This is a genomic window from Nocardiopsis sp. iso_237, from assembly GCF_056173345.1.
The window spans coordinates 3494686-3512895 of the sequence record NZ_CM149669.1 but is presented as its reverse complement, the minus strand read 5'-3'; the positions used below and the strand labels follow the sequence as shown (position 1 = coordinate 3512895).

22 protein-coding genes and 1 pseudogene are annotated in these 18210 nt (G+C 71.7%); 14 read left to right on the top strand and 9 right to left on the bottom strand.

The annotated features are described in order from the left end of the window. Positions 1–28: 28 nt before the first annotated feature. Complete coding sequence (locus AC0VYM_RS16225; protein ID WP_475452961.1) at positions 29–787, top strand: (2Fe-2S)-binding protein; 759 nt, start codon at positions 29–31, stop codon at positions 785–787. A 48-nt stretch (positions 788–835) separates the two neighbouring features. On the opposite strand, the gene AC0VYM_RS16220 is transcribed toward AC0VYM_RS16225, so the two are convergent. Further along, positions 836–1435, bottom strand: coding sequence for a TetR/AcrR family transcriptional regulator (locus AC0VYM_RS16220; RefSeq protein ID WP_475452959.1), 600 nt, complete (start codon positions 1433–1435; stop codon positions 836–838). Positions 1436–1592: 157 nt separating this feature from the next. Between AC0VYM_RS16220 and AC0VYM_RS16215 the strand changes: the two genes are divergently transcribed. Continuing rightward, a complete protein-coding gene (locus AC0VYM_RS16215) occupies positions 1593–2450 on the top strand; it encodes an NmrA family NAD(P)-binding protein (protein WP_475452957.1) in 858 nt (285 codons plus the stop codon). Between the two features lie 98 nt (positions 2451–2548). Here the strand turns inward: AC0VYM_RS16215 and AC0VYM_RS16210 are convergent, their stop codons facing one another. Continuing rightward, complete coding sequence (locus AC0VYM_RS16210) at positions 2549–3325, bottom strand: SDR family oxidoreductase (protein WP_475452955.1); 777 nt, start codon at positions 3323–3325, stop codon at positions 2549–2551. Positions 3326–3525: 200 nt separating this feature from the next. Here AC0VYM_RS16210 and AC0VYM_RS16205 point away from each other — a divergent pair, with 200 nt between their 5' ends. Then, the gene (locus AC0VYM_RS16205; protein ID WP_475452953.1) at positions 3526–4395 is read left to right on the top strand and encodes a helix-turn-helix transcriptional regulator; all 870 of its coding nucleotides are present in this window, start codon (positions 3526–3528) and stop codon (positions 4393–4395) included. 214 nt (positions 4396–4609) lie between these two features. Here the strand turns inward: AC0VYM_RS16205 and AC0VYM_RS16200 are convergent, their stop codons facing one another. Then, entirely contained in the window at positions 4610–5092 is a 483-nt protein-coding gene (locus tag AC0VYM_RS16200; protein ID WP_475452951.1) for a VOC family protein, read from the bottom strand. Between the two features lie 150 nt (positions 5093–5242). On the opposite strand from AC0VYM_RS16200, the gene AC0VYM_RS16195 reads away from it, so the two are divergent. The 4 genes from AC0VYM_RS16195 (at position 5243) to AC0VYM_RS16180 (ending at position 7623) form a co-directional block, all read left to right on the top strand. Then, positions 5243–5674, top strand: a complete 432-nt coding sequence (locus tag AC0VYM_RS16195; RefSeq protein WP_475452949.1) for a helix-turn-helix domain-containing protein — start codon at positions 5243–5245, stop codon at positions 5672–5674. Positions 5675–5700: 26 nt separating this feature from the next. Further along, positions 5701–6066 carry a DUF4180 domain-containing protein gene (locus tag AC0VYM_RS16190; RefSeq protein ID WP_475452947.1) on the top strand — a complete coding sequence of 122 codons (366 nt, stop codon included), beginning with the start codon at positions 5701–5703 and terminating at the stop codon, positions 6064–6066. Positions 6067–6163: 97 nt separating this feature from the next. Beyond that, entirely contained in the window at positions 6164–6967 is an 804-nt protein-coding gene (locus AC0VYM_RS16185) for a class I SAM-dependent methyltransferase (protein WP_475452945.1), read from the top strand. A gap of 248 nt (positions 6968–7215) precedes the next feature. Further along, positions 7216–7623 (top strand): MarR family winged helix-turn-helix transcriptional regulator, encoded by a 408-nt coding sequence (locus tag AC0VYM_RS16180; RefSeq protein WP_475452943.1) that lies wholly within the window; start codon positions 7216–7218, stop codon positions 7621–7623. Positions 7624–7627: 4 nt separating this feature from the next. Here the strand turns inward: AC0VYM_RS16180 and AC0VYM_RS16175 are convergent, their stop codons facing one another. Together AC0VYM_RS16175 and AC0VYM_RS16170 are read right to left on the bottom strand one after the other, a co-directional pair. Further along, positions 7628–8191, bottom strand: a complete 564-nt coding sequence (locus AC0VYM_RS16175) for a GNAT family N-acetyltransferase (RefSeq protein ID WP_475463061.1) — start codon at positions 8189–8191, stop codon at positions 7628–7630. Between the two features lie 138 nt (positions 8192–8329). Continuing rightward, entirely contained in the window at positions 8330–8947 is a 618-nt protein-coding gene (locus AC0VYM_RS16170; RefSeq protein WP_475452940.1) for a TetR/AcrR family transcriptional regulator, read from the bottom strand. A 69-nt stretch (positions 8948–9016) separates the two neighbouring features. Between AC0VYM_RS16170 and AC0VYM_RS16165 the strand changes: the two are divergent. Continuing rightward, positions 9017–9705: pseudogene (locus tag AC0VYM_RS16165) on the top strand (GAP family protein). 112 nt (positions 9706–9817) lie between these two features. Here the strand turns inward: AC0VYM_RS16165 and AC0VYM_RS16160 are convergent. Further along, positions 9818–10675, bottom strand: a complete 858-nt coding sequence (locus AC0VYM_RS16160) for a LysR family transcriptional regulator (RefSeq protein ID WP_475452938.1) — start codon at positions 10673–10675, stop codon at positions 9818–9820. 68 nt (positions 10676–10743) lie between these two features. On the opposite strand from AC0VYM_RS16160, the gene AC0VYM_RS16155 reads away from it, so the two are divergent. Beyond that, entirely contained in the window at positions 10744–11652 is a 909-nt protein-coding gene (locus AC0VYM_RS16155) for an EamA family transporter (protein WP_475452936.1), read from the top strand. Here AC0VYM_RS16155 and AC0VYM_RS16150 read toward each other — a convergent pair. Then, on the bottom strand, positions 11579–12448 hold the full coding sequence (locus tag AC0VYM_RS16150; RefSeq protein ID WP_475452934.1) for an alpha/beta fold hydrolase: 870 nt from the start codon (positions 12446–12448) through the stop codon (positions 11579–11581). The two genes, AC0VYM_RS16155 and AC0VYM_RS16150, sit on opposite strands and share 74 nt — an antisense overlap. A 157-nt stretch (positions 12449–12605) precedes the next feature. Here AC0VYM_RS16150 and AC0VYM_RS16145 point away from each other — a divergent pair, with 157 nt between their 5' ends. Next, positions 12606–14492 carry an ABC transporter ATP-binding protein gene (locus tag AC0VYM_RS16145; RefSeq protein WP_475452932.1) on the top strand — a complete coding sequence of 629 codons (1887 nt, stop codon included), beginning with the start codon at positions 12606–12608 and terminating at the stop codon, positions 14490–14492. Between the two features lie 286 nt (positions 14493–14778). Here AC0VYM_RS16145 and AC0VYM_RS16140 read toward each other — a convergent pair whose 3' ends face one another. After that, positions 14779–15120: an MmcQ/YjbR family DNA-binding protein gene (locus AC0VYM_RS16140; RefSeq protein ID WP_475452930.1), complete on the bottom strand. Its 342-nt coding sequence runs from the start codon at positions 15118–15120 to the stop codon at positions 14779–14781. A gap of 28 nt (positions 15121–15148) precedes the next feature. Continuing rightward, complete coding sequence (locus tag AC0VYM_RS16135) at positions 15149–15682, bottom strand: sugar O-acetyltransferase (protein WP_475463059.1); 534 nt, start codon at positions 15680–15682, stop codon at positions 15149–15151. Between the two features lie 266 nt (positions 15683–15948). On the opposite strand from AC0VYM_RS16135, the gene AC0VYM_RS16130 reads away from it, so the two are divergent. The 4 genes from AC0VYM_RS16130 (at position 15949) to AC0VYM_RS16115 (ending at position 18123) form a co-directional block, all read left to right on the top strand. Beyond that, positions 15949–16374, top strand: a complete 426-nt coding sequence (locus tag AC0VYM_RS16130) for a fluoride efflux transporter FluC (protein WP_475452928.1) — start codon at positions 15949–15951, stop codon at positions 16372–16374. Further along, positions 16371–16733 (top strand): fluoride efflux transporter CrcB, encoded by a 363-nt coding sequence (crcB, locus tag AC0VYM_RS16125; protein ID WP_475452926.1) that lies wholly within the window; start codon positions 16371–16373, stop codon positions 16731–16733. The genes AC0VYM_RS16130 and crcB overlap by 4 nt, the downstream gene beginning before the upstream one ends. Before the next feature lie 22 nt (positions 16734–16755). Beyond that, positions 16756–17415, top strand: a complete 660-nt coding sequence (locus AC0VYM_RS16120) for a class I SAM-dependent methyltransferase (RefSeq protein ID WP_475452924.1) — start codon at positions 16756–16758, stop codon at positions 17413–17415. Between the two features lie 108 nt (positions 17416–17523). Next, positions 17524–18123 carry a class I SAM-dependent methyltransferase gene (locus AC0VYM_RS16115; protein WP_475452922.1) on the top strand — a complete coding sequence of 200 codons (600 nt, stop codon included), beginning with the start codon at positions 17524–17526 and terminating at the stop codon, positions 18121–18123. The last annotated feature ends 87 nt before the right edge of the window (positions 18124–18210 follow it).

The window sequence follows — 18210 nt, the reverse complement described above, 5'->3', positions numbered from 1 at the left end:
CGGCGGGTCGGGGCGGACGGAGGGTCGGATGACGCGGGGCGGGAGCACGGTGCTGGAACGGGTGCTGGAGGACGTCGGGGGCGTCAACACGTTCTTCGCGGTGGGGAGCGCTCCGCGTGCCGGGGGCTGGGAGCAGGTCACCGCGTTGGCCGGGCGGGACCGGGCTTCCGCCGAGGTCGACCGGGTACGGGCCCAGCTCGGGACGGTCGCGGGAGACGGCCCCGAGGAGGTGGAGTGGCGGGTGGGCGCCTCGCTCTTCCATCAGGGTCTGGCCTCCCGGCTGATCTCGCCCGTGCTGGCGGCGGGGCTGTGTCACGGGGTGGGTCTGCGCCCCGACCTGCTGCTCTTCGACCCGGGGCGCCCCGGGTCGATGGAACTGCGCACGACGCAGGCGGGGCCCGAGCCGCTGTCCCGGGAACCCCTGGAGGTCGCCGCGTGGGTGGAGGAGACCGTGGTGGAGGGCGTGCTGCTCCGCGTGGAGGAGACGCTGACCGGGATCGGCCGGATCTCCCCGGGGCTGCTGCGGGGCAACACCGGCGCGGCGCTGGCGGGGGCGGCGCGTGCCCTGGGCGGAGCCCGGCGCGAGCATCTCGCGGGCGCCGAGGAGGCGGTCCGCGTACTGACGGGGCGCCGCACCCTCGCGGGCACCGGTTCCCACACCGGGGTGGACCGCGCCGGGCTGGCCGTCTTCCGCAGGACCACCTGCTGCCTGTACTACCGGCTTCCCGGGGGCGGTCTGTGCGGCGACTGCGCACTGCGCCGTCCGTCGGGTACCCGTTCCGGTTGATCCGTGGCCCCGGGGCTCGCCGTCGACCGATGAGCGGGGCGAGGCTGGTCAGGCTCGGGACGGTCCCTGCGGACCGCGAATGCCGCTGAGGAGGAAGGCGGTGCGGCGGTCATAGGCGTCCCGGGGCGGCAGTGCGCCGTGTTTGAGGGCGAGAGCGTTGTCGACGACGAGCGCGTGCAGGTCGTCCGCCGTGAACTCGGGCCGCAGGGACGCCGAGGCGTGCCCGGCCTCGACGAGTTCCTCGTAGATCTCGCCCGCGGCGCGGCAGATGTCCATGAGCTGCCGCGAATGGGGATAGTCCTGCAGCAGGACGTCATTGGTGGTGGGTTGGCGGTACTGGAGGTCGCGGATCGCGGTGAGGTAGTGGTCCACCCGTTCCCCGGCGTCGTCGAGGGACCGGTTGTGGTCGATGACGGCGTGGAGCTCGTCGGCGACGACCTCCTGGATGACGGCCTCGATGAGGCCGACCCGGCCGCCGAACCGGTTGAAGATCGTCGCCTTGCTCACTCCCGCCGCTCGGGCCACCTCCTCCAACGGCACGCTCAGACCCCGCCCCTGGAAGGCGGCGATCGCCGCTCGGCGTATCTGCTCCGCGTTGCGACGAGCGTCGGCGCGCAGTCGGGGGTTCGTGGGTGTCGCACCGGTCATGGTCCCTGCCGCCTCTCGCCACCGCAGTAATTTGACTCGTTGGGTCAGTTTATCTACGGTCGTTGGCGACAGCGAAACTGACCGGGCTGGTCAACTTATCTGACCCCACCCCACCAGGCCGGACACCAGTACGGGCACACGAGGCAAGGACAGGATCATGATCGTCGTCACCGGCGCCACCGGCGTCCTCAACGGGGCCACCGTCGAGCACCTGCTCAAGCGCCTGCCAGCCGAACGGATCGGCGTCAGCGTGCGGGACACCGCCAGGGCCCGGCACTTCGCTGAACGCGGAGTGCGCGTGCGGCAGGGCTCCTACGAGGACCCGGCCGCTCTGCGCGAGTCCTTCGCCGGCGCCGACCAGGTGCTCCTGGTGTCCGGAAACGATCCGACGGCCGACATGGTGGGCCTCCACCGCAACGCGATCGAGGCGGCGGTCGCGGCCGGGGCCCGGCGGGTCCTGTACACGAGCCAACAGGGAGCCGCGTTCGGTGGGCCGTACCCACCGGCGGCCATCCACGCGGCCACCGAGGAGATCCTCGCCGGTTCGGGGGTCGCGTGGACCTCCCTGCGCTACGGCTTCTTCGGCCACGGCTTCGATGCCCTGCTCGGTCCGTGGCGGGAGACCGGGGTGATCGCGGCTCCGGCCGACGGCCCCGTCCCGTGGACGGCCCCCGCCGACCTGTCCGAGGCCACGGCTGCCGTCCTCTCCGGCGACCGCTCCTTCGACGGGCCCGTCACCCTGATCTCCGGGGAGGCCGTCACCCTCGACGACTTCGCCGGGATCGTCTCCGAACTCAGTGGACGCTCCGTCGAACGCGTCGTCGTCGACGACGAGCAGTGGGTCGCGGACCAGAAGGCGGGCGGTGTGCCGGAGCAGGCGGCCCGCTTCATGCTCACCATGTTCCGCGCGACCCGGGAGGGGTACTTCGCCGAACGGGACCCGCTGCTGGCCGAACTCCTGGGTCGCGCTCCCCTGAGCACGGCAGACCAGCTCGCGGCACACATGAGGCCCTGAGAGGACGCGGAGCACCAGCCACGGCGCCCTCGGCCCCCGGGGCCACCCTGACCCGGGCCGTCATGGCATCCGGGCCGGGGTGGACGGGCAGGGAACGGTCAGCTGGCCTGGGCGGTCGGCATGATGGTGACCTGCTGGAGGTTGACCCGCGGCGGGAGGGACGCGACGAACCCGACGCTCCGCGCGATGTCCTCGGGCGTGAGCCACTCCACGGTCTCCTTCGTGCCCTCCAGCCACGCAAGGGCACCGTCGTCGGTGACGTGGCCCTGAAGCTCGGTGCTGACGATGCCGGGCTCGATCGCCGAGACACGCACCTTCTTCGCGCCCAACTCGCCCCGCAGGTGCCGGGAGAGGTGGGTGACGTACGCCTTCGTCGCGGAGTAGACGGCGAAGTTCGGGAAGATGTTCTGCGCCGCGACCGACGACGTGTTGATCAGGTCCGCGACACCGCGCTCCTCAGCGGCCTTCACCAGCTGCGGAGTGAACGCGCCGATGACGTTCATCAGGCCGGTGATGTTGAGGTCGATCTGGTGCTGCCACTGGTTGGTCGCCCGCTCCTCGATCGGGGCGGGCAGCATCACGCCCGCGTTGTTGAACAACAGGTCAGCACCACCGAACTCGGCCGCGACCCGGTCCGCCGCCGCCCGTACCGCCGACACGTCGGTCACGTCGACGGCCAGGGCCAGGGCCTGGCCGCCGTTCTTCCTGATCCGGGCCACCAGCCGCTCCAGCCGGTCCGCACGCCGGGCCAGGACCACGACACGGCCGCCGAGTCCGGCCAGGTGCTCAGCCGACGCCTCACCGATACCGCTGGAGGCACCGGTGACGACCGCGACACGGCCGGAGAGGGGACGGGGGGAAGTCTGCGTGGTCATGGGGCACACCTTTCGAAGCGGGTGGGACGAAGGTTCGGGACCGCGGCCTGTCGCCGTCGGCTCCTCCACAAGAACACCACCCGCGGACGCCTCACGGGGCGCCGGAAGAGGCCCTGACCAGGGAGGTATCCACAAGGAAGGTACTGGCGATACCACCCGGCCCGTCGCATGGCCCGCTCTCGCTTGCCACACTGGGGGATATGGATGACCGTGGTAGCGAGCTCGCCGACTTCCTGCGCACCCGCCGTGCCCGGGTCACCCCCGACCAGGCGGGGCTGCCCGATGACGGCCGGGCCCGACGCGTGCCCGGCCTGCGCCGCGACGAGGTCGCCAGACTGGCCGGAGTCAGTACCGAGTACTACACCCGCATCGAGCAGGGCCGGGCGCAGAACCCCTCCCCCGAAGTCCTCGAAGCCCTCGCCAGCACCCTGCGGCTGGACTCCTCCGAGCGCGAGCACCTCACTGACCTCCTGGCACGGCCCACACCGGCCCGCCGCGCTCCTCACAGCCCCCAGCGCGTGCGACCCGGACTGCACCTGATGCTGCAGACCCTCGACCACGTGCCCGCGTTCATCCTCGGCCGTCGGACCGACGTCCTGGCATCCAACCGCCTGGCCCGCGAGGTCCTCACCGACTTCGAGGCGCTGCCCGCGACCCGTCGGAACCTGGCCCGCTACTACCTCCTGGACCCCGACGCCCGCGAACGGGTCGGCAGCTGGGAGCAGATCGCCGCCGAAACCGTCGCCATGCTCCGCCTGGAGGCCGGCCGAAGCCCCCAGGACCGGCAGCTCGCCGACCTCGTCGGTGAACTCACTCTGAAGTCACCGGAGTTCTCCACCTGGTGGAACGACCACCGTGTGCTGCGCCGGACGCACGGCGCCAAGCGCTACCACCACCCCCTCGTCGGTGACCTGTACTTCTCCTACGAGTCCTTCCAAGTGCCTGGTGACACGGACCAGACGCTGTGCGTCTACAACGTCGAACCCGGCTCCGACACCTCCCAGGCACTGCGGCTCCTCTCCAATTGGACGGCGCCGCAGCCGACGGGGACGCCGGAACGGGGTGCGTAGGGCCCGGGCGGTCATCGCCCGGGCGTTGGGGTTCCACGACAGGATCACCACACCGGTCCTCACGGCGGTCGGAGGGAGTGGGAAGTCCCCACGCCTCCGGCGACCGCACGCTGTGACCGGTGGGCGAGGGGCCGTGGGGGCACACGGATCACTCGGTCAACGGCTCCTACCGGTCTCGCCCCGGTGTCCTCGGTAGCGGGTCGAGTCCGGAGTCTCAGAGGCCGTCGGCCGCCCGGCGCACCGCCTCCAGGTCGATCCGGCGCATCCTCAGCATGGCCTGGGTGGCCCGGTTGGCCCGAGCGGGGTCGGGGTCCCACACCAGGGAGTCCAGCTCCTCCGGGTAGACCTGCCAGGACAGGCCGAAGCGGTCCTTGAGCCAGCCGCACTGGCTCTCCTGACCGCCGTCGGTGAGCGCGTCCCAGTAGTGGTCCGACTCCGCCTGGTCGCGGCAGATGACCTGGAAGGACACCGCCTCGTCGAAGGTGAACCCGCCTCCGCCGTTGAGCGCGGTGAAGCGTGCCCCGTCCAGCTCGAACTCGATGGTCAGCACGGTGCCCTCGGCCACGGGCATGTCGGGGCCGTAGTACGTCGTGCCGAGCACCCGCGAGTTGTCGAAGACGCGGGTGTAGAACTCCACCGCCTGCTCGGCCTGGTCGTTGAACCACAGACACGGCCTGATCTTGTGCAGGAGCGCCATGGTCTCCCCCTCTCCCCCGGTGTTTCCCTCTCCCCTCTGGTACCCGGTTCTCCCCTGCCGCACCACACTCCCCAAACTTCCCTAAAATCCCGAGAAATCGAGTAGCATGAGGGAAGTTTTCGGAAGACCGAACCATCAGCGAGGAGAACCGTGCCGCAGCAGTACTACTCCGTGGACCAGGTCGCGGACCTCCTGGGTCTGCACGTCAAGACGGTGCGCGCCTACGTCCGCGAGGGGCGCCTGGCCGCCACCCGGATCGGGAAGCAGTACCGGGTGCGCCGCCGCGACCTGGAGGAGTTCACCGGAGGTCCGCTGGCCGAGGAGGAGGGCCCCGAGGCCCCGCTCGACCTGCACGCGGAGGCCTCCACCGTCGTCCAGGTCGACGGGATCGACCGTGCCACGGTCGACCGCGTCACCACCCTGCTCTCGGTCACCGGACGCCCCGAGGACCGCGGGCGCGCGCACGTCCAGGTGGTTCACGACCCGGAGCGCGCCCGCCTGAAGGTGGTCATCGTGGGCGACCTGGCCTCCACCGCGACCCTGCTGGGCTACGTCGACTCCCTCACCGGTGACCAGCGGTGAACGCCTCGGGAAGGGACGCGGAGCCGGTGCCCGAGACCGCCCCGGAGGTCCACAGGCTGGGCGGCCGCCCGGTCATGCTCTGCCCCGAGCGGGGTGCGCCCCTGCGTGAGGCCGCCGACGTGATCGGGGACGCCTTCCACCACGGCGTCACCTGGGTCGCGGTGCCCGCCGAACGCCTCGACGCCGACTTCTTCCGGCTGCGCACGGGCGTGGCGGGAGAGTTCCTCCAGAAGTTCGCCAACTACAGGCTCCGCCTGGCCGTGGTCGGGGACGTCTCCCGGTACGTGGCGGCCAGCGACGCCTTCCGGGACCTGGTCCGGGAGTGCGACCGCGGCACCCAGTGCTGGTTCGTCTCCGACCTGGAGGCCCTGGGAGGGCGGCTGTCGGCCTGATCCGCCAGAATGCGTCTCACATCATGAGAAACGCATCTCACTTTCAGAGACGCGAGGGTAGGGTCGACCGGAGCCCCCGAGACGAAGGCGGAACGCGATGGCCCGGTACACCCACGGACAGCACCCGATCGTGACCACCTCCTACCTGTGGCGCGACGCCGAGAACTCCGCCGCCTACGCGCTCTCGGAGGTCCGGCCCGGCCGATCCCTGCTGGACGTGGGTTGCGGTCCGGGCAGCATCACCGTCGACCTCGCCCGCAGGGTCGCCCCCGGTCGCGTCACCGCCGTGGACGCCTCCGCCGAGGCGGTCGAGCGGGCGGGCGCCCACGCGGAGGAGGCGGGCGTGGACAACGTCGACTTCGTGGTCGGTGACGTCCACGCCCTGGACCTGCCCGACGACACCTTCGACGTCGTCCACGCCCACCAGGTCCTCCAGCACGTGGGCGACCCCGTGCGGGCGCTGGCCGAGATGGGCCGCGTCGCCCGCCCGGGCGGGGTGGTGGCCGCCTGCGACAGCGACTACTCCGCGATGCACTGGTACCCGCGTCTGCCCGAACTGGACGCGTGGATGGCGCTGTACCAGCGGGTGGCCCGCGCCAACGGCGGCGAACCCGACGCCGGTCGCCACCTGCTGGCCTGGGCGCACGCGGCCGGGTTCACCGAGGTCAGCTATGTCGCGGAGGTGTGGAACCACTCCGACCCCGATCGCCGTGCCTGGTGGGGCGGGATGTGGTCGCGCCGCATCCTGGAGTCGGCCCTGGGCCGTGACGCCGTCGCCAGGGGCATGGCGAGCCAGGACGACCTGGAGTGGATCTCCGACGGCTGGCGGCGGTGGAGCACGCACCCCGACGGCGTGTTCGTCATCCCCCGGGGCGCGATCCTGTGCCGCGTTCCGGGGTGAGCCACCGGTCCGCGCCCTCTTCGCCGCCGCGGTCGTTGCACACGTGGGCGATCACCTTGGGCCCGGCGGCCTGCGGGCTGGTCGCGTCACCGCGGACGAACCGCCGGCCGGAGGGAGAGTCGGACATGCGCGCAGCCTACGGGCCGGCTCCGACAACTCGCGGGACACGCACCAGCGGAGCACTGGCGACGGCGGCGACGGCCGATATAGCGTCGGTCCATCGGGACCATCGGCCTTCCGGAGGCACCATGTCCGACCTGCCCATCGGATTCTGGCTCAAGCACCTGGACCGACTCATCGAGCACGACTTCGACCGCGCCCTGGCCGAGGACTCCCTCGGTCGACGCGAGTGGCAGGTGCTCAACTCCCTGCACGACGACCCCGGCACCGTCCTCCAGCTGGACCAGCGTCTGGCGCCCTTCCTGGAGGAGGACGAACCCAGTGTCGCCCCGGTGGTGGAGGCCCTGCGCGAGCGCGGTTGGGTGAGCGGCCTGGTGTCCCTGGAGCTGACCACGGAGGGCCAGCGGGCCCACGGAGAGCTCCTCCAGCGCGTCACACGCACCCGGGAACGCCTGTGTGAGGGCGTCAGCGACCAGGAGTACCGTGACACGGTCAACGTCCTGGAGCGGATGTCGGCCAACCTCGAACCGTCCTGACCGGTCAGTCGAAGTCCAGTTCCCTGGTGAGTTCGACGAAGGCCAGGTCGTCCTGCCGGGGCAGCCCGAAGGCCGCGTCGCCGTAGGGGAAGGGCTCGGTCTTGCCGGTGTTGGTGTATCCGCGCCGCTCGTACCAGGCGATCAGCTCGGGGCGCTGTTTGAGGACCTTCATCCGGATGAGGCGGCACCCCCACTCGCGCGCCGCCGTGCGCTCGGCCTCGGCCAGCACGACCCGCCCGAGGCCCGCGCCCTGGAGGTCGGGGCGCACCGAGAACATCCCGAAGTACGCGCCGTTGACGGTCCGCTGGAGTTCGCAGCAGGTGACGATCTCGCCCTCGGACTCACCCACGAGCACCAGGGTGTTGGTGCGGCCGAACAGTTCCGCCAGGGTGTCGGCGTCCACCCGCTGACCGTCGAGGAAGTCGGCCTCGGTGGTCCAGCCGCGTCGTGAGCTGTCGCCCCGGTAGCAGGAGTTGACCAGATCGACCAGCGCGGGGACGTCCTCGACCTCCGCGCGCCTGAACTCGATCTTGGTCCGTTCGTCCGGCACACCCTCGTCGCCGCGCATGGTGGTCACGCTCTTCCCCCTCGAAATCCTTCGGAATCACCCCGAACCGCGCACCCAGTATGTCCAAGCCCGGGGAGTGGCCCGGCCACCCCCTGGTTCGGGCGGGGGTACGCGCCGCCCGGGGAGGAGGCGGCAGGACTACCTCCGGCTGGCCTCCACGTGCGACAGGAAGGAGCGCAGCCGTGCCCGGCCCGCCTCGGCGGGGACCTGCGCCGGGTTGACCATCATCTGGAGCGCCAGCCCGTCGACGAAGGTGTGCAGGAACGCGGCCCAGGTCTCCAGCCAGGGGTCGGGGTGCTCGTGTTCGGGGTCCTCCAAAGGAGGCAGCCCGCCGAGCCCCCCGACCAGCTGGCGGTAGAGGCCGCGCTGGCGGGCCCAGCGCTCCTCCAGGCGGGGGTCGAGTTCCCCGAGGTGTCCGGCGGCCTCCCAGACCCGGAACTCGGCGCTGCGAACGGAGTCCAGGGGGAGCATGTGTTCGGCGAACCCGGCGGCGCGCTCGACCATGGACTCCTCGGGGTCCATGGTGAGCGACTGCTCCCGCATCCGCGCGACCACGCGGTCCTCGGACAGGTCCATGGCGAAGACCAGGAGTTCCTCGCGGGTCTGGAAGTAGTGGCGCAGCGCCCCGGCGGAGAGCCCCGCCTCGGCGGCGACGGTACGGATGGACACGGCCTGGGGGCCGGAGTGGGCGATCACCCTCCATAGGGCCTCGGCCAGCTCCCGACGGCGTACTTCGTGATCAACGATCTTGGGCACTCCCCCTTTCTAGCACAGGTGTGTTATTTTATTTAGCACAGTCGAGTTAAAACAGACGTGGAGAGTCGCATGCCTCCCCTGGACGTACTCCTGCCGGTCGCCGGACTGGCACTCCTGGACACCCTGAGCCCCACGACCCTCGGCGTCACCCTGTTCGTACTGCTCAGCGGCGCGACCTCCGTGGCCCGCCCCCTCTTCGCCTACCTCGGCACGGTGGCACTGTTCTACTTCGCCCTCGGGTGCGCGCTCATGCTGGGGCTGGGGGCGGCCCTCAGCAGCCTGTCCCACCTGGCGGACAGCCCCGTCTTCGGCTGGGCCCTGCTGGTCCTGGGCGGGGGCCTGTTCGCCTACTCCTGGGTGATGCCGACCAGGAGACGCGCCCCTCGCCGCCCGGCCTCGTTCCGCACCGTCAGCATGATCGGCCTCGGTCTGGCGACCGGCCTGCTGGAGGCCGGGACCGCCCTGCCCTACCTCGCCGCCATCGGCATCATGGCGCCGCGGGACTCACCGCACCCACCTGGGTCCCCGTGCTCGCCGCCTACAACCTCGTGATGGTCCTGCCGCCGGTCCTGCTCTACCTGGGCCACCGTCTGTTCGGCGAACGCCTGCGCCCCAGGCTGGACCGCTGGCGCGAGAAGATCGACGCGGGCTCGCGGGAGACCCTGTCCTGGATCGTCGGCATCGCGGGGCTGATCCTCCTCGTGAACGGTCTCCAACAGGTGGGGATCATCGACGTCATCGACTCCCTGAACCCCTGAGCCGTCGGCGGCCTCCTGTCCCGCGACCGTGTGGAGACCCCCGGCGCGCCTTCCCTCGGTCCGGGTACCGCCCGCCCGTCCCCGGCGTGGCGCACCGGGGACGGGCGGGCGGTCAGCGCCCCTGGCGATAGAGCTCCGAGAGCAGCGCCACCGCCGCGTGCGTGGCCGGGTGCGGGTCGTGCCGCCGCCAGACCAGCCGTACCGGGATCAGCGGCGCGTCCCGCAGGGGTCGGAAGACGATCCCGTCGCGCCGGTACTGCGTGGCGGTGCTCTCCGGGGTGATGCCGACCGCTCGGCCGGTGGCGATCTCGGCCAGCCAGTCGTCGATGTCGCGGGTGGGTTCCATCTCCGGGCGCGCGCCCTCCGGCCACAGGTCCGCGGTGGTGGTCCCGGTGCGCCGGTCGAACAACAGGACCCGGTCCGTCAGCTCGTCCAGGCGCAGCGAGCGCCGCCGGGCCCAGGGGTCGTCGGAGGCCATCGCGCAGTGCCGCCGTTCGTGCCCCACCACGGCGCTGTCGAAACGCTTGCCGTCGAAGGCCGCCCTGACCACCGCCAGGTCGCACAGCCCCTCGGCCAGTCCGCCGGTGGGGGTGTTGGTGCGGATCAGGTGCAGGTCCACGCCCGGGTACAGGTCGGCCCAACGGCGCTGGAACTCGGCCGTGTGGCGGCCCACCGCCGACCACGCGTGCCCCACCCGCAGGCGGGTGTGGCCGGTGGTGGCCTCGCTCACCAGGTTGTCCGCCTCGGCCAGCAGGTGGCGGGCGCGGGCCAGCACCTGGACCCCCGCCGTGGTGGGCGTGACGTTGCGGCTGGTGCGGTGGAGCAGGCGCACGCCGAGGATGCCCTCCAGGGCGGCCAGGGTCCGGGATGCCGCCGCCTGTGAGACACCCATGTCCAGGGCGGCGTCGCTGAAGCTGCCGGTGTCCACGATCGCGACCAGGCAGCGCAGGTGACGGAGTTCGAGATCCATGACTCCAGCGTATAGATGATCCCTCGTATGCATTTTGCGTATGTGAACGGTCGGTGGATGCTCCCGGTATGACGACTTCCACCGACACCCGGACGGGCGCCGAGCGCTGGCGGGGCATGGCCGTGATGCTGGTCGGCGGCGCCTCCAACCAGGTCGGCGCGGCCACCGCCGCCCTCGCCTTCCCGGTGATCGGGCCGGTCGGGGTGGTCGCGATCCGACAGTGGGTGGCGGGCACCGTGCTGATGCTCGTGGGACGCCCCAGGCTGCGCTCCTTCACCTGGCACCAGTGGTGGCCGGTACTGGCGATGGCGCTGGTGTTCGGCTCCATGAACCTGACCCTGTACCTGGCCGTCGACCGCATCGGGCTGGGGCTGGCGGTCACCCTGGAGTTCCTCGGCCCGCTGGCGGTGGCCCTCGCCGCCTCACGCCGCTGGACCGACCTGGCCTGCGCACTGGTGGCGGGCGGGGCGGTCGCGGTCCTCATGCGACCGCAGCCCTCCACCGACTACGCGGGGATCGCCCTGGCCCTGGTCGCGGCGGCCTGTTGGGCGGCCTACATCCTGCTCAACCGGACGGTGGGACGGCGGCTCCCCGGGATCGAGGGGTCGGCGACCGCCGCCGGGATCTCCGCGCTCGTGTTCGTGCCCGTGGGGATCACCGTGCTCCTCCTGCACCCGCCCACACCGGCCGCCGTCCTCTGTGCGGCGGTGGCGGGGGTGCTCTCCTCGATGGTCCCGTTCCTGGGCGACCTGTACGCGTTGCGCCGGGTCCCGGCCCGCTTCTTCGGCCTGTTCATGAGCGTGCACCCGGTGATGGCCGCCCTCGCGGGCTGGCTGGTGCTGGGTCAGGCCCTGGACCGGGTGGAGGGTGCGGCGATCCTCGCGATCGTGGCCGCCAACGCGGTCAGCGCCGGGACGGTCGGCCGGGGTCGGCCCCGCCTCGAAGGAACTCCAGGGCGGGCCCGGTCTGGCTCGTGAGGGCGTGGCCCACCCCCGGCAGCATCCGCACCCGGGCGTGCGGAACACACGTTCGCACGCGCCGGGCGGTCTCCTCGGAGTCGAACATCCGGTCCCGGTCGCCCACGGTCACCTGGAGCGGGAGGGCCAGCGCGCGCAGCGCCTCGTCCGGGAAGACCGGCAGGGTCTCGGTGCGCGGGCGGAACCGGGTGAAGACCCCGATGATCTCGTCCAGCACCGCCTCGTCCCCGGAACGGCCGAGCCCGACCAGGTAGCGGACCGAGCGCTCCCGGGCACCCGATCCGAACAACATGAGCAGACCCGCCCCCAGGATGCTCCACCGGCGTTGGGCGCCCAGTCCGCCCGGGCAGCCCAGAGCGAGGCGGGTGACGCGGCCGGGGCGGCGGATGGCGTAGTCGAGCGCCGTCCATCCTCCCAGGGACATTCCGGCCATGGCGGTGTCGCTCAGGTCGAGCGCGGCGAACACGTCGTCCAGCCACAGCGCGCTGGCCTCGGTGGACAGGTCGGGGCGGGAGGGCGCGCTCAGTCCGGGCTCACCGACCAGGTCCACCGAGTACACCCGGAAGTGCTCCGACCACGCGGGCAGGTCCGCGAACCAGTGGCTGCCGTTGGCCCCCGAGCCGTGCAGCAGGACCAGCGGCGGGGCCTCCTCGGGGCCGCAGGCGAGTACGAAGGTCTCCCCCTCGCGGGTCGGGACGGTCAGTCGCCGGGTCGGGACCGGGGCGTCGTCGAGGGTCCGGAGGTACCGCTGCCGGAGCCACCGCCCGTCGTCCTCGGTTCGGTAGATCGTACTCATGACACACGTCCTCTCTTTTCTTCCTCAAAGTATCCTAACCTTCCCTATAGATGAGCATTGAAAGGAAGAAAAGGGAACATCTGTCTCTGGTTTGACCTCAAGTATTGTTCAGGTTCTACGGTTCAGGGGTAGCCAACGACACGGACCGGTGGACCCCATGAGTATGGAAATGGCCGCGTGGAACTCGATCTACCACGCGATGCACGCCCACGAGGATCAGCGCCCCTTCTCCCGCCCGGTCCTACGCAGGATCGCCTCCTTCGCCCGACCCCACGCACGCCCCCTGGCCTGGTTCCTCGGTCTCAGCGTGCTCATCGCCGCGCTGGCGGTGGCCGCGCCGCTGCTGGCCGGTGAGGTCGTCAACGAGATCGTGGCCGGATCCGCACTCGGACCGGTCCTCCTCCTGGCCGGGCTCATCGCCCTGGTCGCGACGGCCGAGGCCGCCCTGTCCCTGGTCGTGCGCTGGCTCTCCTCCCGGGTCGGTGAGGGGCTCATCCTGGACCTGCGCACCACCGTCTACGACCACGTCCAGCGCATGCCGGTCGCCTTCTTCACCCGTACACGCACCGGAGCCCTGGTCAGCCGCCTCAACAACGACGTCATCGGTGCCCAGCGCGCCTTCAGCGACGTCCTGTCCGGGGTGATCAGCAACGTCGTCACCCTCGTGCTGGCGCTGGTCGTCATGGCGACCCTGTCCTGGCAGATCACCCTGCTCTCACTGCTGCTCCTGCCCGTCTTCGTGCTGCCCGCCCGCCGCATGGGCGCCCGACTGGCCAGGATCGAACGCGAACGCACCATCCACAACTCGGCCATGAGCACCCAGATGACCGAGCGCTTCTCGGCGCCCGGCGCCACCCTGGTCAAGCTCTTCGGACGCCCCGACGACGAGTCCGCGGAGTTCGCCCGCCGCGCCCGCCGGGTCCGCGACATCGGGGTGCGCACCGCTATGGTCCAGGAGGTCTTCTTCACCGCCCTGACTCTGGTCTCCGCGCTCGCCCTCGCCCTGGTCTACGGCCTCGGCGGCTTCTACGCGCTGCGCGGCCAGCTCGACGCCGGAACGGTCGTGGCGATGGGCATGCTGCTGACCCGCCTGTACGCGCCGCTGACCGCGCTGGCCAGCGCCCGCGTGGAGGTCATGAGCGCCCTGGTCAGCTTCAGCAGGGTGTTCGAGGTCCTGGACCTGAAGCCGCTGGTGGACGAGAGGCCGGATGCGCGCCCGGTCCCCGCCGGGCCGGTCTCCCTGGAGTTCGACGACGTCACCTTCGGCTACCCCACCGCCGACCGGGTCTCCCTCGCCTCACTGGAGGAGGTCGCCACCCTGGACCCCACCGACAACGGTCCGGTCCTGCACGGGGTGTCCTTCCGCGTCGAACCCGGCCAGACGGTGGCGCTGGTCGGCTCCTCCGGAGCGGGCAAGTCCACCATCGCCCAGCTCACCCCGCGCCTGTACGACGTGGACGAGGGCACCGTCCGCCTGGCCGGGACCGACGTCCGCGACCTGACCTTCGCGTCCGTGCGCGCCACCCTGGGCATGGTCACCCAGGACGGTCACCTGTTCCACGAGTCCATTCGCGCCAACCTCACCCTGGGCGCCCCCGACGCCACCGACGAACAGGTCTGGGACGCCCTGCGCCGCGCCCGCCTGGACACCCTCGTCGCCGGTCTCCCCGACGGGCTGGACACGGTGGTGGGCGAACGCGGCTACCGCTTCTCCGGAGGGGAGCGCCAGCGGCTCACCATCGCCCGCCTCCTCCTGACCGGGCCCGAGGTGGTCATCCTCGACGAGGCCACCTCCGCGCTGGACTCCACCTCCGAGGCGGCGGTCCAGGCCGCGCTGGCCGAGGCCCTGGAGGGACGGACCGCGCTGGTCATCGCGCACCGGCTCTCCACGATCCGCGCGGCCGACGCCATCCTGGTGGTCGAGGCCGGCCGGATCGTGGAACGCGGCACCCACACCGAGCTGCTCGCCCGGGGCGGTCGCTACGCCGAGCTGTACCGGACCCAGTTCTCCCACGGCGACCCCGAACCGGCGGCGGCCGGATAGGCCCACGAACCCCGTCCCCCGGTGGCGCCACACCGGGGGACGGCCACGGTGACGCCCGGGATCGCGAGTAAGGATCCCGGGCGTCACACGTGTCATCGCACCGGACCCGCGCCCGCACCATGGACGGCGCTCGAAGAAGCCGAGCGAACTCGTCGAAGACGGCCCGGTCGCCGCTGTGATACCGCAGGGTGCCGGGCAGGCCCACGGGTTCACCGGAGGGCTGAGCCCGGTCGTGGAGCGACGAGGGGGCGGAACGCACGGTGCGTTCCGCCCCCTCAGTCCGCTTTCAGCCCCGCGCGTCCGGACCTGACGGGCGGCGCGGGGCGCGCACCCGCCAGGCCTCGTCCAGGAGTTCGGCCAGCTCCTCGGCGCCGACCAGGTCCAGGCGCACCAGCACACTGGCGTGCCCCCGGTAGTGGTCGGTCGTGAAGAACCGTTCCGGATCGCTCTCCCTCAGCTCCCGGCCCTGCTCCGCACTGGCCCGCCACAGCACCAGGACGCCCGGTGTGTCGTGCAGGCGGGCGAAGATCCTCCCTGAGGCGTAGAAGGCGGGTCGGCCGTAACAGGGGCGCTCGCTCACCCCGGGCAGTTCCAGCGCGATCCGCCGGACGTCGTCCTCGTCGCTCACACGCGTCCTCCCCCACCGTTCCGGGGACTCAGATCTCCTTGATGACCCTGGCCGGGTTCCCGACCGCCACCACGTTCGCGGGCAGGTCCTTGGTGACCACCGCGCCCGCGCCCACCACGGTGTTCTCACCGATGGTCACACCAGGGCAGACGATGACCCCGCCGCCCAGCCACACGTTGTCCCCGATGGTGATGGGCTCGGCCGCCTCCCACTTGGCGCGGCGCAGCTCCGGGTCGAGGGGGTGCGTGGGGGTGAGCAGCTGGACACCGGGTCCGATCAGGACGTCCGCGCCGATCGTGATGGGGGCGACGTCGAGCATGACCGCGTCGAAGTTGACGAAGGAACGCGGCCCGATGGTGATCCGGTACCCGAGGTCCACGCGCAGCGGCGGACGGACCTCGCTGCCCTCACCGAGTTCACCGACGAGGTCGGTGAGGGCCTTGAACCGTCCCTCGGCGTCCTCTGCCGCGCTGTTGTTGAACGCCTCGGAGCGCAGCCGGGCCCGGGCCACGTCCGCGTCGATCTCGGGGTCGTCGGCGAGGTAGAGCTCACCGGCCAGCATGCGTTCCTTCTGAGTGCCCACGGGGGTGGTCCTTCCTTCGGGAGTCCTGGTCCGACCCTAACCCCGGGGGTCCGGGGATCACACGGCACTTCAGAGGATGGCCGGCCCCCGGCAGGGCCCGGACGGCGGCGGCCACGACCCAGATCAGCGGCACCGCGAGCACCGCCATCCCGGCGAACTTCGCGAAGGCCACCGCCTCCCGCGCACCACGGGCCAGGAATCCATGGGGGACGGCCCTGAGGGGCGGGCGGGTGGAGAATGGCCCCATGTCCACTTCCGAACGGGGGTCCCTGCTGCCCCTGGTGGCCACCGTCTCCGCCGGTGGGGCCCTGGGGGCGCTGAGTCGCCACGCGCTGGACGTGCTCTGGCCGCCCGCGGCCTCCGGTGTCTCCTGGACGATCCTGGCGGTCAACGTCACCGGCAGCCTGCTGATCGGCCTGCTCATGGAGCTGGTCGTGCACCGCTGGCCCGGGAACCGTCTCGTCCGCCCCTTCTGGGGTGTGGGGTTCCTCGGCGGCTACACCACCTTCTCCGCCTACGCCACCGACGTGGTCACCGCCGTCGAACGGGGCGCCCCACAGGTCGCGCTGGTCTATCTCCTCCTCACCCTGGCCGGTGCGCTCACCGCGGCCTGGGCGGCCTCGTCGCTGGCCCACCGGTTCCTCACGCACGGAGGAGGGCGCAACCCGTGAGCGCGCTGATGGTCGTCCTGGGCGCGGCCGTGGGAGCCCCCGCCCGCTTCCTCGTGGACCTGGAACTCAAGCGCCGGTTCGGTGAGGGCTTCCCATGGGGGACCCTGGTGGTGAACGCGGTCGGCAGCCTGCTCCTGGGGGCGCTGCTGGCGCTTCCCCTGCCCCCGGAGGTGATGTCTCTGCTGGGAGTGGGGCTGTGCGGGGCGCTGACCACCTACTCCACGTTCGCCTACGAGACGGTCCAGCTCTCCCGGACCGGTTCGCGCGGCCGCGCCCTGGTGAACGTGCTGGCGCACCTGAGCCTGGGTGTGGGCTCCGCCTGGCTCGGACTGACCATGGCCGGGGCGTTGCTGGGCTGAGGCACGTCACTACTGTGTCGGTATGCCTTCCCTGACGCCGGTGACCAGCTGGCTGGACCGCCTCAACCAGCGGCATCCGTGGAGCCACAACGACCGCCTGGGCCCCTGGGTGGTGCGTCGCGTCGCGGCCAGCGGGGCGCGCGACGTCCTGGACGTGGGGTGCGGCACCGGCAACCTCCTGGCCCGCCTGAACCGGCGTGTGGACGAGGTCGTGGGGCTGGAGCCCGATCCGGCCACCGCGGCACGCGCCGGGGAGCGCTTCGCGGACGTTCCCGGCGTCACCGTCATCCGGGCGGGTTTCGCTGGGCGCGACCCTGACCGGCTCTGGGACGCGGTCACCCTGGTGGCGGTCCTGCACCACCTGCCGTTGGAGGCGACCCTGCGGGAGCTGCGTGCCTGTCTGGCCCCGGGCGGTCGTCTGGTGATCGTGGGCTGCCACCGTGGCGAGGGCTGGGCCGACCTCCTCGTCGGACTGGTCTCCGCCGCACTGAACCCGCTGGTGGGACTGGTCAGACACCCGCGCGTCGCCGCCGGACCGCCCCCGCACATGAGCGCCCCCACCAGCGAACCGGAGTGGACCCTGGACCGGATCCGCGCGGTGGCCGCCCGGGAACTGCCCGGGGCCCGCGTGCGCGGACGCCTCTTCTGGCGCCACACCCTCGTGTACGACCACCCGTCCTGAGGTTTGCCGTTCCCGCAAGAAAGCTTGCCGCACGTCTCGCGCTGGGGCACCTTGGTGGCGGAGGAGACCAGCGGGCCCCTCCGAACCCCACCACCAAGGAGCACGAACATGGACGCGCGGTTCTGGGACGACAGGTACGGCAGCCGGGAACAGCTCTTCAGCGGCGACCCCAACGGTGTCCTCGTCACCGAACTGGCCGACCTCCCACCCGGCCAGGCGCTCGACGTGGGCTGCGGTGAGGGCGGGGACGCCCTCTGGCTGGCCCGCAGGGGGTGGATGGTCACCGGGGTCGACATCTCGCGCGTGGCCCTCGACCGCGCGGCGGCCGCGAGCACGGACGTCCGGGGCCGGGTCTCGTGGAAGCAGGGCGACCTGACCTCCGCGCCGCCCCCGGCCGACGCCTTCGACCTGGTGACCGTGCACTACTTCCCGCTCCCGCGCGAGCCCGAGCACACCGCACTGCGCGCCCTGCTCGCCTCGGTCGCACCGGGAGGCACCCTCCTCTTCGTCGGCCACGACATCACCCCGCTGCCCGAGCGGTTGGACGACGGTCACGCTCCCGCCGACTACTACCAGCCCGCCGAGGTGGCCGAGCTCCTCGGAGCCGACTGGACCGTGACCGTCAACGAGACCCGCGCCCGGGTGGTCCCCGCTCCCACGGGATCGCACCACACCCACGACACCGTCCTGCGGGCCCACCGGGCATGATCTGGAAAGGGTGGTGACGGAGCGTCAGCCGGGGTAACGTGGAGGGCGGCGCGGTCCCGCGCCCAACCTCCGGCCCCGGCGCCCACG

Bases quoted from the DNA above. Each gene is read 5' to 3' on its own strand.
- AC0VYM_RS16200 (WP_475452951.1), bottom strand. From the start codon at position 5,092: ATGGCGCTCCTGCACAAGATCAGGCCGTGTCTGTGGTTCAACGACCAG.
- AC0VYM_RS16180 (WP_475452943.1), top strand. From the start codon at position 7,216: ATGTCCGACCTGCCCATCGGATTCTGGCTCAAGCACCTGGACCGACTC.
- AC0VYM_RS16135 (WP_475463059.1), bottom strand. From the start codon at position 15,682: ATGCTGGCCGGTGAGCTCTACCTCGCCGACGACCCCGAGATCGACGCG.
- AC0VYM_RS16120 (WP_475452924.1), top strand. From the start codon at position 16,756: ATGCCTTCCCTGACGCCGGTGACCAGCTGGCTGGACCGCCTCAACCAG.
- AC0VYM_RS16155 (WP_475452936.1), top strand. From the start codon at position 10,744: ATGACGACTTCCACCGACACCCGGACGGGCGCCGAGCGCTGGCGGGGC.
- AC0VYM_RS16175 (WP_475463061.1), bottom strand. From the start codon at position 8,191: ATGCGCGGCGACGAGGGTGTGCCGGACGAACGGACCAAGATCGAGTTC.
- AC0VYM_RS16210 (WP_475452955.1), bottom strand. From the start codon at position 3,325: ATGACCACGCAGACTTCCCCCCGTCCCCTCTCCGGCCGTGTCGCGGTC.
- AC0VYM_RS16220 (WP_475452959.1), bottom strand. From the start codon at position 1,435: ATGACCGGTGCGACACCCACGAACCCCCGACTGCGCGCCGACGCTCGT.
- AC0VYM_RS16205 (WP_475452953.1), top strand. From the start codon at position 3,526: ATGGATGACCGTGGTAGCGAGCTCGCCGACTTCCTGCGCACCCGCCGT.
- AC0VYM_RS16225 (WP_475452961.1), top strand. From the start codon at position 29: ATGACGCGGGGCGGGAGCACGGTGCTGGAACGGGTGCTGGAGGACGTC.
- AC0VYM_RS16160 (WP_475452938.1), bottom strand. From the start codon at position 10,675: ATGGATCTCGAACTCCGTCACCTGCGCTGCCTGGTCGCGATCGTGGAC.
- AC0VYM_RS16130 (WP_475452928.1), top strand. From the start codon at position 15,949: ATGTCCACTTCCGAACGGGGGTCCCTGCTGCCCCTGGTGGCCACCGTC.
- AC0VYM_RS16145 (WP_475452932.1), top strand. From the start codon at position 12,606: ATGAGTATGGAAATGGCCGCGTGGAACTCGATCTACCACGCGATGCAC.
- AC0VYM_RS16185 (WP_475452945.1), top strand. From the start codon at position 6,164: ATGGCCCGGTACACCCACGGACAGCACCCGATCGTGACCACCTCCTAC.
- AC0VYM_RS16150 (WP_475452934.1), bottom strand. From the start codon at position 12,448: ATGAGTACGATCTACCGAACCGAGGACGACGGGCGGTGGCTCCGGCAG.
- AC0VYM_RS16215 (WP_475452957.1), top strand. From the start codon at position 1,593: ATGATCGTCGTCACCGGCGCCACCGGCGTCCTCAACGGGGCCACCGTC.
- AC0VYM_RS16115 (WP_475452922.1), top strand. From the start codon at position 17,524: ATGGACGCGCGGTTCTGGGACGACAGGTACGGCAGCCGGGAACAGCTC.